General features: G+C 26.1%; 18 protein-coding genes. 8 read left to right on the plus strand and 10 right to left on the minus strand.

The annotated features are described in order from the left end of the window. The coding region (locus ACTTBI_RS04375) for a hypothetical protein (RefSeq protein ID WP_440652767.1) at positions 1-309 on the minus strand (309 nt) is incomplete at its 3' end. 17 nt (positions 310-326) lie between these two features. On the opposite strand from ACTTBI_RS04375, the gene ACTTBI_RS04380 reads away from it, so the two are divergent. Genes ACTTBI_RS04380 through ACTTBI_RS04390 form a run of 3 tightly spaced genes read left to right on the plus strand, consistent with a single transcriptional unit; the run spans position 327 to position 2,748 of the window. Further along, positions 327-944 carry a glutamine amidotransferase-related protein gene (locus ACTTBI_RS04380; protein ID WP_440652769.1) on the plus strand — a complete coding sequence of 206 codons (618 nt, stop codon included), beginning with the start codon at positions 327-329 and terminating at the stop codon, positions 942-944. Further along, the gene (locus ACTTBI_RS04385; protein ID WP_440652771.1) at positions 941-1,669 is read left to right on the plus strand and encodes an NTP transferase domain-containing protein; all 729 of its coding nucleotides are present in this window, start codon (positions 941-943) and stop codon (positions 1,667-1,669) included. Before ACTTBI_RS04380 ends, ACTTBI_RS04385 begins: the two co-directional genes overlap by 4 nt. Before the next feature lie 14 nt (positions 1,670-1,683). Further along, positions 1,684-2,748 (plus strand): CDP-glycerol glycerophosphotransferase family protein, encoded by a 1,065-nt coding sequence (locus ACTTBI_RS04390; protein ID WP_440652772.1) that lies wholly within the window; start codon positions 1,684-1,686, stop codon positions 2,746-2,748. On the opposite strand, the gene ACTTBI_RS04395 is transcribed toward ACTTBI_RS04390, so the two are convergent. The 3 genes from ACTTBI_RS04395 to ACTTBI_RS04405 are packed head-to-tail and all read right to left on the minus strand — an operon-like array spanning position 2,732 to position 5,688. Next, positions 2,732-3,202: an adenylyl-sulfate kinase gene (locus tag ACTTBI_RS04395; RefSeq protein ID WP_440652774.1), complete on the minus strand. Its 471-nt coding sequence runs from the start codon at positions 3,200-3,202 to the stop codon at positions 2,732-2,734. The genes ACTTBI_RS04390 and ACTTBI_RS04395 overlap by 17 nt on opposite strands. Continuing rightward, positions 3,195-5,498 carry a PEP-utilizing enzyme gene (locus ACTTBI_RS04400; protein ID WP_440652775.1) on the minus strand — a complete coding sequence of 768 codons (2,304 nt, stop codon included), beginning with the start codon at positions 5,496-5,498 and terminating at the stop codon, positions 3,195-3,197. Before ACTTBI_RS04400 ends, ACTTBI_RS04395 begins: the two co-directional genes overlap by 8 nt. After that, complete coding sequence (locus ACTTBI_RS04405) at positions 5,479-5,688, minus strand: hypothetical protein (RefSeq protein ID WP_440652777.1); 210 nt, start codon at positions 5,686-5,688, stop codon at positions 5,479-5,481. Before ACTTBI_RS04405 ends, ACTTBI_RS04400 begins: the two co-directional genes overlap by 20 nt. A gap of 483 nt (positions 5,689-6,171) precedes the next feature. Here ACTTBI_RS04405 and ACTTBI_RS04410 point away from each other — a divergent pair, with 483 nt between their 5' ends. Together ACTTBI_RS04410 and ACTTBI_RS04415 are read left to right on the plus strand one after the other, a co-directional pair. Continuing rightward, the gene (locus tag ACTTBI_RS04410; RefSeq protein WP_440652779.1) at positions 6,172-6,786 is read left to right on the plus strand and encodes a hypothetical protein; all 615 of its coding nucleotides are present in this window, start codon (positions 6,172-6,174) and stop codon (positions 6,784-6,786) included. 111 nt (positions 6,787-6,897) lie between these two features. Then, a complete protein-coding gene (locus ACTTBI_RS04415; protein ID WP_440652781.1) occupies positions 6,898-7,125 on the plus strand; it encodes a hypothetical protein in 228 nt (75 codons plus the stop codon). Here the strand turns inward: ACTTBI_RS04415 and ACTTBI_RS04420 are convergent. The 6 genes from ACTTBI_RS04420 to mobA are packed head-to-tail and all read right to left on the minus strand — an operon-like array spanning position 7,118 to position 13,343. Continuing rightward, complete coding sequence (locus tag ACTTBI_RS04420; RefSeq protein ID WP_440652783.1) at positions 7,118-8,167, minus strand: threonine aldolase family protein; 1,050 nt, start codon at positions 8,165-8,167, stop codon at positions 7,118-7,120. The genes ACTTBI_RS04415 and ACTTBI_RS04420 overlap by 8 nt on opposite strands. A 2-nt stretch (positions 8,168-8,169) precedes the next feature. Continuing rightward, positions 8,170-9,285, minus strand: coding sequence for a serine/threonine protein kinase (locus tag ACTTBI_RS04425; protein ID WP_440652785.1), 1,116 nt, complete (start codon positions 9,283-9,285; stop codon positions 8,170-8,172). 5 nt (positions 9,286-9,290) lie between these two features. Further along, positions 9,291-10,508 carry an aminopeptidase P family protein gene (locus ACTTBI_RS04430; RefSeq protein ID WP_440652786.1) on the minus strand — a complete coding sequence of 406 codons (1,218 nt, stop codon included), beginning with the start codon at positions 10,506-10,508 and terminating at the stop codon, positions 9,291-9,293. Positions 10,509-10,514: 6 nt separating this feature from the next. Further along, complete coding sequence (locus ACTTBI_RS04435) at positions 10,515-11,420, minus strand: DMT family transporter (protein WP_440652787.1); 906 nt, start codon at positions 11,418-11,420, stop codon at positions 10,515-10,517. Between the two features lie 49 nt (positions 11,421-11,469). Next, positions 11,470-12,723, minus strand: a complete 1,254-nt coding sequence (locus ACTTBI_RS04440) for a molybdopterin molybdotransferase MoeA (RefSeq protein WP_440652788.1) — start codon at positions 12,721-12,723, stop codon at positions 11,470-11,472. Next, positions 12,720-13,343, minus strand: a complete 624-nt coding sequence (mobA, locus tag ACTTBI_RS04445; RefSeq protein ID WP_440652791.1) for a molybdenum cofactor guanylyltransferase — start codon at positions 13,341-13,343, stop codon at positions 12,720-12,722. The genes ACTTBI_RS04440 and mobA overlap by 4 nt, the downstream gene beginning before the upstream one ends. 24 nt (positions 13,344-13,367) lie before the next feature. On the opposite strand from mobA, the gene ACTTBI_RS04450 reads away from it, so the two are divergent. The 3 genes from ACTTBI_RS04450 to fdhD are packed head-to-tail and all read left to right on the plus strand — an operon-like array spanning position 13,368 to position 15,085. Continuing rightward, entirely contained in the window at positions 13,368-13,766 is a 399-nt protein-coding gene (locus tag ACTTBI_RS04450; protein ID WP_440652793.1) for an iron-sulfur cluster assembly scaffold protein, read from the plus strand. Further along, complete coding sequence (locus ACTTBI_RS04455) at positions 13,767-14,243, plus strand: HPP family protein (protein ID WP_440652795.1); 477 nt, start codon at positions 13,767-13,769, stop codon at positions 14,241-14,243. It begins immediately after the preceding gene. A 2-nt stretch (positions 14,244-14,245) separates the two neighbouring features. Then, a complete protein-coding gene (gene fdhD, locus ACTTBI_RS04460) occupies positions 14,246-15,085 on the plus strand; it encodes a formate dehydrogenase accessory sulfurtransferase FdhD (RefSeq protein WP_440652797.1) in 840 nt (279 codons plus the stop codon). The last annotated feature ends 2 nt before the right edge of the window (positions 15,086-15,087 follow it).

Here is a 15,087-nt window from a genome sequence, read left to right on the forward strand (position 1 = left end):
TATAAAAACAAAAGCTATTTCACCATCCAAATTATTTGAAAAATTTTTCATATAATTTTTTATATTTGAGAAATAAAAATTTACGTAGATGAAAAAAATTAAAGATAAAGAATAATTTTTAAACTTTTCTTTTGTGAATATAAAAAAAATAACAATAAAAATAAATGTTATAGAACAAGTAAAAATAAATATTTTAGCTACATCTATAAATATAACATAATCTAATTGTTTTATATTTTTAATTAGGAATTCTAAAAAAACATTTGATAATACTAAAATTGTTAAAAGTAATATTTTTGTGATATTCATTATAATATATTTTAAAAATGAAAATTTATATTACACCAAAAATTATAAAAACTAATAAGAATTTATTTGAGTATTCTATAGATCCAATTTGGTTTAAATATATTATGGAACTTGGCTATCAAATTGAAATTTTAGACTTACTGAATTTTAAAGAACAATTATCAAAAAAAAAAATAAAGGCTATAATTTTTTCTGGTGGAAATGATTTACAAAGATTTAACAAAAAAAAAGAAAATTTAATACGAGATAAAGCTGAAAAAAAAATTCTTAAATTTTGTATTAAAAATAAAATTAAAGTTATAGGTATATGCAGAGGATTTCAAATTATTGCAGAATACTTTAAGGGAAACCTAAAAAGAATTAAAAATCATGTCAGAACTGATCATAATTTAATCCTAAATACTAGTAAAAGTCGTTATTCTAAATCAAAAAATATTAAAGTTAATTCTTTTCATAATTTTGCAATTTTTAATCTAAATAAAAATTTTGAAATCATATCTAAAATTAATAAAGATAAATCTATAGAAATTGCAGAACATAAAATTTATAAAATTTTGTGTTTCATGTTCCATCCAGAAAGAAAAAATGAATCTCAAAATAAAATAAATACCTATATCCAAAATTTTTTAAGATGAGACTAATAATTTTAGCTGCTGGAAAAGGTCAAAGAATTTTTTCTAAAATAAAAAAAAATAAGTGTTTAATTGAAATTAAAGGAATAAGCTTAATTAAAAAAATTATTAAAGATTTCAAAGAAAGTGGATTTAAAAATATTACTGTAATTACTGGATTTAATAGAAATCGAATACAAAAACATTTACAAAACGATAAAATCTCAATTTTGCACAATTCTGCATATTTAAATAAAGAGATGTTATATAGTTTTATATTAGCGCTCAAAAAATATAAAAATGAAAATATTTTTCTAAGCTATAGTGATATTAGATACAATAAAAAAATTTTCTATGATTCTAAAAATTTTTTAACTAGTAAAAAAATAATATTACCAATTAACAAAAAATGGGCACATGTTTGGAAAAAAAGAAAAAAGAATATAAAAGATGATTGTGAGACACTTGTTTATGATAATAATAAAAATTTAATTGAAATAGGTAACAAAATAACATCATTAAAAAAGATAAATGGTCAATTTATGGGATTAGTTTATATCCCAAAAAATAGAATTATAAATATCTTGAAATATTATGAGTCAATAAACTCTGCTTTAAAAAACAAGATGCACTTAAGCAGTTTTATTAATTTCATGTTGAAAAAAAATGAGAAAATTAAATGTCATTTAAGTTACTCAGATTGGTATGAATTTGATGATATTAATGACTATAAAAATTTTTTTAAATAATTAAAAATAACTAAATGATTAATAAAATAATATCATTTTTTTCTCATATAAAATATTTTGGTTTAGCTGACAAAGTCATATTTTTTTGTGAGAATAAAGTTCTCTATGAAAAAATAATCAAAAAAGAGATAAATATTTTAAAAAAACAAATATCTTTAAGTAAAATAATTGTAATAAGTTATAATTATGAATTAGACTTTATTTACGAAACTAATATTAAAAAATTAAATTTTAAATCTGAAATATCACTTAGATTTTTTTTATCTAATCTTGAAAAATCAATTATAATTTCTACAACACCAACATTTAATAATAAATTATCGAACGGAAAAAATAAATTTATATATACTCACCATTCTCTTGGTTTACTAACTAATAGCTACATATTTAATTATTTAAAAAATTTTGATTATATTTGTGTTAATAACAAAGATCAATTTCACAACCTAAAAAATATTCTTTCTAAGAACAAAATTAATTCAATTAAAATCCTGAAAGAAAAGTATTATGATTTGGAACATTTTGATAATGAAATTAAGAAAAACAATACCAATAAAACAATTTTGATAGCCTCATCTTTTTATGGAAATTCGATTATCGAAAACCTTGATATGTCTCTTTTAATTAAGCTTTCTGATAAATATAATATAATTTATAGACCTCATCCAGAGTCGAGAAAAAATCTAAATCATCTTGATAAGTTAAATAAACTTGAAACATTATCTTTAAATAATTTAACTATATCTTATGTAAATAATACTAGATCGGATATTTTAAATTCTGATTTATTAATTACGGATTATTCAGGTATTTGTTTAAGTTTTGCTTACACTAAAAAAATTAAATCCTTAAATTTATTAAAAAAAAAAGAGGATTTGAAATATTTGACCGAAAATATTTCACAAGAAACAATAAATAAAATCTCAGTCATTAATTATTACAACTATAATACAATTATAGATGATTTAGACACTATAAATCTAAATAAAGAAAACGACATTCAAAATTTAGTTGATAAGCAATTTAAAGAATTTAAAAAAAAAGTTAATTATAAAGATATAATTAAAGATGAATTTTAATCTCTCTAATAATAGAAATAATTGTAGTAGCAAGATTTGAATTATTGATTTTTTTTATTTTTTTTGAAATATAAAAATTTTTTGTATCTTTTTTATATTTTTTTCTTAAATTATTTTTTTTTTTCGAATTAAATTTTTTATTTATTATAAAAGGAAAAATTAATTTGTTATTAATAAGCTCTTTTTCAATCTCCGCATATAACATTATGCTTGAAATAATTGTTACATCAAATTGATTAGATAATTTTCTTGCAAGCTTTAAATATATTTGAGCGAGCTTTACACGGTTACTATAGCTATAATCAAAGTTATTTAATACTTTTCTGATATTATCACCATCTAGTAAAAGAATTTTATTTCCTTTATCTGATAGTAATTTTGATAATTTTTTTGCTATAGTTGTTTTTCCAGATCCCGGAAAACCCATTAATACTATAATAATTTTTTTATTCATGATTTAAAAAAACTTTTTGATAACAGTCAATTGTTACAATTTGATTATTCTTCAACTTTTCAAAATCTTGAGTCATTCCTATGATTGCAGGTAATTGGTATTCTGAACATCTAATTGCCATATGAGAATTGGGTCCACCATATTTTGTTATGAGACCCTTAATTCTGTGCGAGAAAATAAAATCATATCCTGGGTCTGCATTTTCTAAAATTACAATTTTGTTATTTAAATCCTGACTTTGATTGTTATAGATTAGTGTTTTAGCTGTTACCTTTTTTTGAGTTATAAAATTTCCTTTTAAATTATATTTTTCAAAAAAATACAGATCTTTATTATCTTTAATTAAATCAGGCAATTTAATGTATTGTTGCTGTTGTAATTGTTTTTTATTAAAATTTATATTTTCTTTAATTATTTTTTTTAATTCTAACAAACTTAAATTATTAAAATTACTTAACAATATATCTATATTTATAAACTCTAAATCGTTTTTTGAAATTTCTAATCTTTTTTGAAGTTTTTGAATATAATTAAATATATCATCAACACCTATAGTAAAAATTAATTTAAAATATTCTCTATTTTTTAAATATTCTCTCAATAAATTTAGAAATGTTTTGCTATCTATATTTAAATTATTTTTATGAAGTTCTTTGGTAATTTTTTTATCTTGAATTTTACTTAAATTGAATGATTCTTGCTGTAACTGAATTTTTTTTTTTAAATTGAAATAATTATTAAAATTATTTCTATAATTTTTTGATTTTATTGAATAAGTTGATGGTCTCAAGTGGCCATATTCTCTTAAAAAAGAACTTTTAGATATTTTTTTTTCTTGTAAAAGCTTCAAGCTCATTTGAATTTCTTTACTGATAGTATTCATGGACGAATATATTTTATCAACATCATTAGAGCTTAATATTTTTAATTCTTTAAGATCATTGATATAATTTGTTGAAATAAATGCTTTTCTGGCCATCGAAGCAAAAACCAATGTCCCATACTCTTTTGTAAAATTTAATGTCAAGTATATTTTATGCAATAGACTTGCCTTAGATTTTCGTATTTCAGTGAGTTTATTTCTTAATAAATTTATCTTTTTATTTTCATCAATTAGATTATCCTTATTAAAAAAAGAATTTACAGTAATTCTTTTAAGTTCTTCTTTATACTTAAATAAACTCTTGCTCCCAATTATTTGTTTTAATTCAGCATATCTTTTTTTATTTAAAGAAAAATATGTAGGGAATATTTCATATTCTATTTTATCATGTATTTTTGGATTTTTTGAAATTTTATTAATGTAGTAGTTGATAATTTTATTTGAAATATTTTTATTTAGTCTTTTGATTAAAAATGAATTTAAATCTATCCTCAAATCTATATAGGTTGAACCGCCTATATTATACATTAATGGATATGGTTTTACATTTTTATATCCAAATTTATGTCTTTGCTTTGACCATACGTCGTCAGTTATTAACTTTTCATAAAGTGAAATACCTAATTGGCTTGGCTTAATACCTAATATCTCAGCTGGATTCCAATCAGACATATTGCTAAAAATATTTTTAGTACCTGATATGAAAGGTAGTGGCTTTTTTAATTTCTCAATTTTCTTAGCTATAATATTTAAAGATTTATCAATGTTTATATTTTTGTTTTTATAAATAAAGTTAAGTGTTCGACACTGAAATATATAAATTTTATTATTTTTATAAGCGAATTCAATATCTAGCTTTTCACTTTTAAAAATCTTTTCGATAATTTTTACTGCTTTAAATAATTTAATAAATTTTTTTTCTACATATTTTAATGACCTATGTACAATAAAAGTTTTCATTGAAATATTTTTCAAACCTGAAGTTACTAAATTTGTTTTTTTTGAATAATCAATATTGAGAATATAATATGGAGAATTATCATTTATATCCCTTGTGAAGATTACACCTCCAAACTTTGGTTGCTTGACATATTCTTGTGCTATTATTTGATCTTGATTATTTAGTTTTAGGCTAATTAATGATATGTTTTTAATTAGTTCTTTTTTATTTAGACTAGATATTAATGAAATATATTTGCCAGCATTTGAGACTAGCTTACCATCCTCAGATGCTGAAGATGATCTTAAAATTATTTTTGATTTTTTTGAAAACCTTTTTTGAATAATATTTAAATACTTCTCTTTATTTTGAAAATATTTTTTTAATTCTAGTATATAAAAATCTGGAATTAAAAACTCACTTCTTCTTTTTTTTTTTAATGCAATTAAGTTCTTAGTTTTTTGGCTTGGCATTTACTAATAGTTTTCTTTTAATCCAGTTTAAAAATTTTTTAACTTTTTTAAAAAAAACAATAAATAATGAAAATATAAATACTAATATTTTTATTAAGATACCTCCTGTAAATGGATCAAGATATGCATTTGCTTCACTAGAAAATATAAAAAAAAATAAAAATACAAATACTAAAGTTTCAGTAATCATGAGATGTTCATTTTTTCATAAGTATTATTATACTTTTCAATAAATTTAAATTAAAAATAAAAGTATGCTTTTAATCTACTTTTAGAATTAACAAACAAAGAAATCTATCAATTTAAATTTGATAAATTGAATACTAGATGACAAAGTAATAACAAATAAAATAAACCAAATTTTTTTCAAATATGAATAAAGAAAACACAAGTAAACTCTGGAAAATTATTCAGGAATCTGGCGATTATTTGGGGGATTAGAGGTTCAACCTATCCCACATTAAACTGCATTAAACTTCAGTACTTATGCGGATAATAAAAAGTTAGCTTGAAATAAATCGCTTAAAGACTCATCAATTTAATTAAAAAACTAGAACCATAACTAGAACTTTTTGAGATAAATCAAATATGTATTTTTCAAGCAATTAGACTCTCTGTTCAGGATTTGTTAAACTTTAGAAATAAATATTCGAAGAATTATATTGTTTAAAAAATGGATCTTTTTAATGAAAAAAATAACTCTAATAAGACATCAAAAAACAAAGAGAATACCGAAATAGATAATAAATTTTCAACCGGTCAAAAAAATCAAAATATAAAAGAAAAAATTAAATTAGAAAATAACTCTAAAGATAAAAAATTACCAAAAAAAAAGTCTTCATTAAAATTATTATGGTGGATAATTTTAAGTAGTTTTTGTGTTTTTATTGTATCGTATTTAATTTTAACATATCTTGAAAATGGATCGATTAATAATAAACAAATTAAATTAGTTTCACCTATTGGCAAGTCAAATGCAGAGGTTGCACAATGTATAGGTTTTTTAACTACTGTTAATAACGAAGAAAGAAATTTAAAAATTGAACAAGATAAATTCTTAGAAATGCACAAACCATTCTTATCAAAAATTCAAACCATAATGAATAAGATTAGTAAAGAAACTTGGGTAAATAATCATAGAATTGAAAATATAAAAAATCTTATGTCTAATTATAGTGAGATTGAGAAAGAACTTTATTATAATTTAGCTGTAGGTCAAAAAATGTATGATCGAATGAATTCTACACAAAGAGGAATTATGAGATTTAATTGTTCAGTCATAAATTAAAATTTATCTATGAAAAAACTTTTAGGGATCCTGGTTCTGGGTTATAGGATCTTATGGGATAACTAGAACCAGAACTAGAACTTTTTGAGATAAAACAAGAAATGGGACAGTGTGAACAAAGAAAACGCAAGTAAACTGTGGAAAATGATACAGGAAGCTGGCGATTATTTACTGGGGCAATTACCTGACCATCCAAATCACCCTAAAGGAAGAAACCCCTATGCTCATGTTGCGATTTGTGTGAAAAGTAAATTCAATGCAAGTTACAAGGACATTCCTGACGAAAAGTTTGATGAAGTTGTAAAGTATATTGAGTTTTTAAAAGAAAATCCTAGTTAGCTTTAATTGTATTTAACAATTCATCAACATCACTATCTTTAGTATTCCAAGCAGCAACTAATCTTACAGCTTTTCCATCTAGTTCTTCTTCATTCATTTTGTAACCATTTGAGTTTAGATGTTCTATTTTTTCTCTTGGAAATTTTGCAAAGACTTCGTTTGCTTCAGTTGGATAAGCAATTTCAATATCATTATGTTTGCTTAAGCCATCACTTAACTTTTTACCCATTGCATTAGCATGTTTCGCATTTCTCAACCAAACATCATTTGAAATATACGCATCTAATTGAGCAGATACAAAACGCATTTTAGATAACAAGTGCCCTGCTCTTTTCATTAAAAAAGCGATATCACCTACTAATTCTTTTTTAAAAAATATAATTGCTTCAGCAGCTAAACATCCATTTTTAGTTGCTCCAAATGACAATACATCAACGCCTGACTTCCAAGTCATTTCAGCAGGTGTTACACCTAAAGATACCAATGCATTAGCAAATCTAGCACCATCCATATGTAAATTTAGATTATGTTTATGAGTAATTTCTGCAATTTTTTTGATTTCATCTAATTGATAAACTTCGCCTGTTTCACACACCTGAGTAATGCTAACCGATGAAGGTTGGGTGTGATGCACAATTCCTTTTCCACCTATAGATTGGTGTAATTCTTCTGCAGTTATTTTTCCCATTATTCCAGTTAAAGGAATTAATTTTCCCCCTCCTGTATAAAATTCAGGTGCACCACATTCATCCGTATTAATGTGAGACATCTTATGACAATAAATATTTCCATATGAAGGTGTCATTGTAGATAAAGCTAAAGCATTAGCAGCTGTGCCTGATGCAGTTGGAAAAACAATTACCTCTTTTTCAAATATTTCAGAAAACTTATCTTGTAACTCAGTTGACAAAGGATCATTTCCATAAGGAGTGCTATCTCCTTCATTTGCTTTAATGATTGCTTCTAATACCTCAGGACAAGCACCTGCAACATTATCAGAGGCGAATTTAACACGCTCTCTTTTTGTTTTTATTTTTGCCATCGTTATTGTTTTGGAAAATAGTCTTTTAAAGCGCCTTCTCTATAAACATCTGCTGTACAACAATGAAGTCCTCCTCCAAAAGCATAAGCATCTCTAAGCTCTACTGGTAACACTTCCATTCCTAATTTATCTAATTGTTCAGCTTGATAGATTTCGCTTTTCTCAACACAAACTGTTTTGGGATCTAAAACTAAAACATTCATTGATAACCATGTTGAAGAATAACAAAGTGGTGGCGGTTCGTTATGTGCTGGTTGAGCACTATCAACAATTTCCCATCCATTATCTTCAAAAAGTTTTCTTTGTTCTTTTGGTAATCTTCTTTGAGGATTGTTAATAATTAAACCTTCTTTAATTGGAGTAAAGGTTGCATCAATGTGAATAGGATATGGATCTCCTGGGAAATTTACTGCGTGTACTCTATGATCTTTATAATGTCTCTTTAGCCAATCAATTCCTTTTAAATTAGTTGTAAATCCATGTTGAACAACCAAATCTTTTCCAAATCTCAATACATCTGCTGCATCAAACAATGGCTCTTCTTCAGTTGTTACAAAATATTTTTTCTCAGTCCACTCTAATCTTTTTTGAACCCCAATTTTATCTGATAAATAATCTTTTCTATAATCTGCATCTGTTAGTCTTGGCTTTGGAGCAGACTCGTGTCTCATGTTAGGATCTTGATTGTAATAATCTTTAAGTAATGGTCGGTAACATAAATATTCAAACCAACGACATCTATAACTCATTGTTGCTTCTAAAATTTCATTACCCACAGTTAACAAAACATCTCTTGGAGGCATACAACCAAACATAGTTTCTGCTTCCCAATCTGGTGTTGATGTTTTTTGATTAAAATCAATTGGTGTTGGTCGATCAACTTTAATGCCTCTTTTTTGAAGCATATTTGAAAAGTTATCTAATAATTCATTTGCTTTATCGACTGTGTCTTTAGTTCGTGGACCAAACTGTCCTCGCATATCGCTGTCTTCTGGAACTTTTGCATCTAATGCTGGCTCTGGTGCTGGAATACAAGTACCATCCGCTCTTCCAACAATTACGTGTTTTAACGGATCCCACTCGTTCCAACTATTAACAATAGTTTTATTCTCACTCATAAAGATTAGTTTTTTATAATATTATGCTCAGGCCCGAAAGGAAATTTTGTAATATTTTCTGCTCCATCTTTACCTATTACTAAAATATCGTGTTCCCTATATCCACCAGCACCAGAATTACCTTCTGGAATCATGATCATTGGCTCCATAGAAACAACCATATTTTCTTCAAGAACAGTATCAATATCTTCTCTTAATTCTAAACCAGCTTCTCTTCCATAGAAGTGAGAAAGCATACCAAATGAATGACCGTAACCAAATGTTCGGTACTGAAGGTAACCAAGTTCTGCAAATAATTCATTTAATTCATGACAAATGTCTGAACATTTAACACCTGGTTTGATTAATTCTAATCCACGCTTATGAACTTTAACATTTGCTTCCCAAGCTTTAAGTGAAGCATCATCTGCATGATCCAAAAACAAAGTTCGCTCCAATGCAGTGTAATATCCTGAGATCATAGGAAAAGTATTTAAAGATAAAATATCTCCTTTAACTAATTTTCTATTAGTCTTTGGATTGTGAGCTCCATCAGTATTGATACCAGATTGAAACCATACCCAGGTGTCCATGTACTCTGCACCTGGATAACTTTTCACAATCTCCCTTTCCATTCTATCTCTTGCTGCTATTGCTACTTCGATCTCCGTGTTATCTTCTCTAATATTTTTAGCTATTTCTTCACCACCAATGTCTGCAATCCTTGCACCATTTCGAATGATCTCAATTTCTTCATCAGATTTAATCATTCTAAGTTTCATTAGATCTTTTGAAACATCACTAAATACAGAGAAAGTAAAAATAGATCCTATTTTTTCTCTCATATCTAAAGTGACATGATCATTTTCAATTCCAATATTTTTAGGAGGCTCATCTCTTCCAATAATTGATACGATTGCTCTTAAAAAATTATCTCTCTTCCAATCAGTATAAATAACATTATCACAATGTGATCTACGCCATGGTTGACTTGCATCAATATTAGCTGAAATTGTTGAAATTTTATCTTGAGTAATTACACATCCGTACGGTCTTCCAAAAGAACAGTAAATAAAACCTGTGTAATACGCAACGTTATGCATAGATGTTAAAATAATCATATCAAGACCATTTTTTTCCATCACTGATCTAAGTTTACTTACTCGATCGTTATACTCTTTATCTGTAAATGGTAATTTTACTTTTTCACCATTTTTAAGTTCAAAAAAATCTGGTCGTTCCATAATAATTTAATTTAATGCTATGTGGCGTTTATTCCATCTCATAATTAAGCTGTAGTAGAATAAAGATACAAACAGAAAAAAACCTCCAATGATTGTATTTGTTGATGGCACTTCATTAATTCCTAAAATTGGTAACCAAACCCAAAATATTCCACCCACAACTTCTGTTAAAGATAACAATGTTAACTCAGCAGCTGGAATAGCTTTTGAACCAATTGAATATAAAATTAATCCTGAACAAACTAAAAATCCATGTAGTGAAAACAAAGAACTATTGTAGCTGGTAGCAAAGAATGCTTGTCCAGTAGACAAAATCATAATTGATGCAAACACAAAACAAAAGAAACCAGCAAAAGCAACTGTTGTAAACTTAGGAGTTTCTTTTCTCCATCTTAGTGAAACTGAAAATACGGAAAAACCTATCGATGATGTTAGTCCAAACACAAAACCAATTAAAGATTTCTCACCAGTATTACCAATTGCCATTATCAATATACCAGCTGAAGCAATTATAATTGATATCCAAACATTAAGTGAAATTCGTTCTCTAAGAAATAAAAATGCTAAAAGTGCAGTAAAGAAAGGCATTGCGGCCAAACAAAGTAAAGTAACAGCGGCACTGGTGTTTGTTATAGAATATATGAACGTAATCATTGCAACTCCAAGACCTGAGCCACCAACTATCCCTGATAATCCTATTTTATAGTAATTTTTGTAGAAGTTTTTTCCCTCTTCAAAATATAAGTAGAGATTAAGTAGAATAAAAATAGTTAAACCTCTTCCAAATATATACTGCCAAGGAACAAGATTGGGACTATCCATATATCTTACAACTAATGGTCCAAATGACCATAATATGCCAGCAAACAGTACAATTGGGACAGCAAGTTTCGGATTTCTTAACTCTAACATTTGTAGAAATCTAATTCTAAAAAGATTTTTCTACAACAAAAATACGTTTCTAAATCAAAGATTGATTAGATTGGTTGGGGAAAAAACAATCTAAGATGTCTCCTTTTTTAAATTTTGATTTCCCTGCTGGTAACAAAGACCAAATGTTTGATTTAACAAAAGATTTTACTCTAAAAGACTCTTGCCCTTGTAAAATCTCAACTTCTATTTTTCCATTTTTAGTTGTGCTTAATTTACTTTTTGCAAACCTTGTAAAATTCTGTTTTTTAGAAAAACTATTTTTTAAAGTTGCCCTAATAGGCTGTTCTTCGTTTAATCCTAAGATGTTTTCCATAAAAGGGATAACGAAAAATCTAAAACAAGCAGATGATGACATTGGATTTCCTGGAAGTCCAAAGATTGCTTTTTGTTTTCCTTTAATTTTGGCAAATAAAATTGGTTTTCCTGGTCGGATTGCTACACTTTTAAAATAATTGGATAATTTAAATGTTCTAACAATACTTGGAATATAGTCATATTTTCCAGCAGAAACAGCGCCTGAAGTTATCAATATATTGGTATCACTATTTATAAGTTTCTTAATTTGAGATTTATAAATATTTTGATGGTTGTCTCTAAGTATTCCACCATTTTTAAAATTAAATAAAAAGTTTCCTTCAAGATTTTTTATATAATGACTATTAGAGTTCCTAACTTTCCAATTTGGAATGTTGTCTTGATCTGTAATTTCATTTCCAGTTGAAAAAAATAAAATATTAATCTTCTTTTTAGCTTTAATCTTTTTTATCCCCAAAGTTTTAAAAGCTAGAATATGATTTGGTTGAATAATTGTATTTTTTTTAATAACAACCTCACCTTTTTTAAAATCTGAACCTGCAAATCTTACATGATTAAACTTTTTAATTTTTTGATTAACTAAAATGTATTTTTTATTATTTTTATTCGGATAAAAAATAATTTGTTCTATTGGGATAATTGTATCAAAACCCTTTGGAATTATACCACCTGTCATTATTTCAACAGCATCATATTTTTTAATTTTTTTATTTAATGATTTTGTCCCTGCTGCAATAGATCCGATTATTTTAAATTGTTTAGGTGAATTTTTATTAATTCCGTTTGTATCTTTTGATTTAACTGCAAATCCGTCAAACGCAGCGTTATTTCCTGCTGGATAATTAATCTTTGAATAAATGTTATCTGAAATCACTCTGTTAAGAGAGTTTTCACTCAATATAGTTTCATCTTTAATTTTAATTTTTGCTTTTTTTAAAATTTTTCTAGATTGATCGTAACTAATCATTTTTTTAATAATTCTTTAGCTTGTTCTAAATCTTCTTTTGTATTGATATTAAAGAAAGGATCTTGATTTGGAAACTCCATATTAATTGTTTTAACTCCAATACTATTAGCCCACAATTCAACTTTCCGAGCTCCTTTTTCTAAATCCTCTTCTAATTGATCTAATAAATTCATCGACCATAAGCCAAAAATGTTATGTCTAGTATTGTTTGTTTTTATAAAAAATAAACTACTTTCATTTTCATCAATTTGATTAATAAATTGCTCTAAAATGTCTTTTTTAAAAAAGGGAGTATCTACTGGAAAAGTTGCTATCCATTGATAGTTTTTATTATGATCTTTGACCCATTTCATTGCTGACAGAACTCCACCTAAAGGGCCAAGATCTTTTTTAATATCTCTAATTAGTGAAATTTTATCTGAATTAGTAAATTTAATTGAATTATTTGATACTATTAATACTTCCTTAAATTCGTCAATTATTTCTGCCAAGATGTAATCAATTAATATTTTATCAGCTAGCAATATCTGAGATTTATCTTCACCAAACCTTTGTGACTTCCCGCCTGCTAGCACTGTTCCTAAAATATTGTTATGTTCCATTAATAAAATATAAAACATTCAAAGTTGAATTAAAGAAATTAAATGGATTTAAGAATTTTAGAAATCGCGTCTCACACAGAAAATAATAAAGTTTTAGAAAACTTTACTCACAAATCAAAAAACAAAAATCCTATTTGTGGAGATGAAATGGAAATAAGCTTAATTGTCAAAGATGACGTTGTAAAAGATATGGGTTATCAGTGTAAATCTTGTATTTATTGCCAAGCATCCGTTAGCTTATTATCTAGAAAAATTAAGGATAAAAACTTAGAGGAAATAAAAGATTTTGTTATCGCTGGTGAAAAATTGTTTGAAGATGTTAAAGTAAGTCTAGAAAAACACTGGAAAGATTTTAAAGAAATTTTAGATAAAAAAAATCTTTCGAGGAAAGAATGTTTGCTTTTACCTTTAAGAACAATTGTTAAAGCATTAAAAATTTAAATGATCAAAATCACAAAACCATTATTACAAAAAGCATTGATTGCAGGTTTTTTTTCAACAATCACTATAGGGGTACTTACAGTATTAACTTACAAAAGTACTCTTGGATATTTTATTGCAGCATCATTTGGCTCATCCATGGTTTTGTTATTTGGTTTTCCTGATAGTCCTTTTGCTCAACCAAAAAATGTTTTCTTTGGACATTTGTTAACTGCTTTAGTGGGGGTGTTATTTGTTAATTTTATTCCACTTCCAATTTATATGAGTATTGCATTTGCAGTAGGTATTGGAGTTTTCTTAATGATTTTATTAAATATTGTTCATCCTCCTGCAGGAGGAAACCCAATAATTGTTATTATTGGAAGTGCTTCTTATGATTATTTAATTAATCCAATTATATTTGGATGTATCATAATTTTGTTGCTCGCAATTATAATCAACAAATATTTATTGCAAAAAAACTATCCTTTAAAATAATTATGAATTCAAAATATAAAGTTTTAAAGTATTCATCTAATAATTTTAAATATGTTGAAGATTTAATTTCTATTGAAGAGCCATTGGAGATTTCTTTAAAGTACAAAGAAAAAGATAATTGGGTTGAGCAAACTTTATCTATTACGATGAGAACTCCTGGTAATGATGAAGATCTTGTAAGAGGATTTTTATTTAATGAACAAATTGTAAAAAGTTTAAATGATATCGATAGCATTGAAAGTTATGGAGACAAAGTTGGTCAATATAAAATTCAAAATAAAATACTAGCAACACTTAATAATTCAGAAAATGTTAATATATCAAAAATTAAAAGAGATTTTTTAACAAACTCCTCTTGTGGTGTTTGTGGGAAATCTTCATTGGATGCGCTAGAGATAATTAAAACTACAAAGACAAATGCCTCAGAACCTAAAATTTCAAAAGATGTAATTATTCAATCACCAGATATTTTAAGACAAGGTCAGTCTGAATTCAGCAAAACTGGTGGTATTCATGCAAGTGGTCTATTTAATAGTGATGGAAAATTGATAGCTCTAAGAGAAGATGTTGGAAGACATAACGCTTTAGACAAACTTATCGGCAGTGCTTTGGAGAAAAACCAATTTGATCCAAAAGATCAATTTATTACGTGTTCTGGGAGACTAAATTTTGAGCTAGTTCAGAAGGTTTTAATGACAGATATTGGGATTATGATCGGGGTTGGTGCGCCAACAAGTCTTGCTATCGATTTAGCTAATAAGTTTGACATTACCCTCATAGGTTTCGTAAAGAGGGACAGTTTTAATATTTACACAAATAACAAAAAAGTTAATGTGGAATAATA

This window comes from Candidatus Pelagibacter sp. HIMB1542 (assembly GCF_052047835.1).
GTDB lineage: Bacteria > Pseudomonadota > Alphaproteobacteria > Pelagibacterales > Pelagibacteraceae > Pelagibacter.

What these genes read in the sequence shown, in the direction of transcription:
- ACTTBI_RS04380 (WP_440652769.1), top strand. Translation starts at nt 327, where the DNA reads ATGAAAATTTATATTACACCAAAAATTATAAAAACTAATAAGAATTTA.
- ACTTBI_RS04385 (WP_440652771.1), top strand. Translation starts at nt 941, where the DNA reads ATGAGACTAATAATTTTAGCTGCTGGAAAAGGTCAAAGAATTTTTTCT.
- ACTTBI_RS04390 (WP_440652772.1), top strand. Translation starts at nt 1,684, where the DNA reads ATGATTAATAAAATAATATCATTTTTTTCTCATATAAAATATTTTGGT.
- ACTTBI_RS04395 (WP_440652774.1), bottom strand. Translation starts at nt 3,202, where the DNA reads ATGAATAAAAAAATTATTATAGTATTAATGGGTTTTCCGGGATCTGGA.
- ACTTBI_RS04400 (WP_440652775.1), bottom strand. Translation starts at nt 5,498, where the DNA reads ATGCCAAGCCAAAAAACTAAGAACTTAATTGCATTAAAAAAAAAAAGA.
- ACTTBI_RS04405 (WP_440652777.1), bottom strand. Translation starts at nt 5,688, where the DNA reads ATGATTACTGAAACTTTAGTATTTGTATTTTTATTTTTTTTTATATTT.
- ACTTBI_RS04410 (WP_440652779.1), top strand. Translation starts at nt 6,172, where the DNA reads ATGGATCTTTTTAATGAAAAAAATAACTCTAATAAGACATCAAAAAAC.
- ACTTBI_RS04420 (WP_440652783.1), bottom strand. Translation starts at nt 8,167, where the DNA reads ATGGCAAAAATAAAAACAAAAAGAGAGCGTGTTAAATTCGCCTCTGAT.
- ACTTBI_RS04425 (WP_440652785.1), bottom strand. Translation starts at nt 9,285, where the DNA reads ATGAGTGAGAATAAAACTATTGTTAATAGTTGGAACGAGTGGGATCCG.
- ACTTBI_RS04430 (WP_440652786.1), bottom strand. Translation starts at nt 10,508, where the DNA reads ATGGAACGACCAGATTTTTTTGAACTTAAAAATGGTGAAAAAGTAAAA.
- ACTTBI_RS04435 (WP_440652787.1), bottom strand. Translation starts at nt 11,420, where the DNA reads ATGTTAGAGTTAAGAAATCCGAAACTTGCTGTCCCAATTGTACTGTTT.
- ACTTBI_RS04440 (WP_440652788.1), bottom strand. Translation starts at nt 12,723, where the DNA reads ATGATTAGTTACGATCAATCTAGAAAAATTTTAAAAAAAGCAAAAATT.
- mobA (WP_440652791.1), bottom strand. Translation starts at nt 13,343, where the DNA reads ATGTTTTATATTTTATTAATGGAACATAACAATATTTTAGGAACAGTG.
- ACTTBI_RS04450 (WP_440652793.1), top strand. Translation starts at nt 13,368, where the DNA reads ATGGATTTAAGAATTTTAGAAATCGCGTCTCACACAGAAAATAATAAA.
- ACTTBI_RS04455 (WP_440652795.1), top strand. Translation starts at nt 13,767, where the DNA reads ATGATCAAAATCACAAAACCATTATTACAAAAAGCATTGATTGCAGGT.
- fdhD (WP_440652797.1), top strand. Translation starts at nt 14,246, where the DNA reads ATGAATTCAAAATATAAAGTTTTAAAGTATTCATCTAATAATTTTAAA.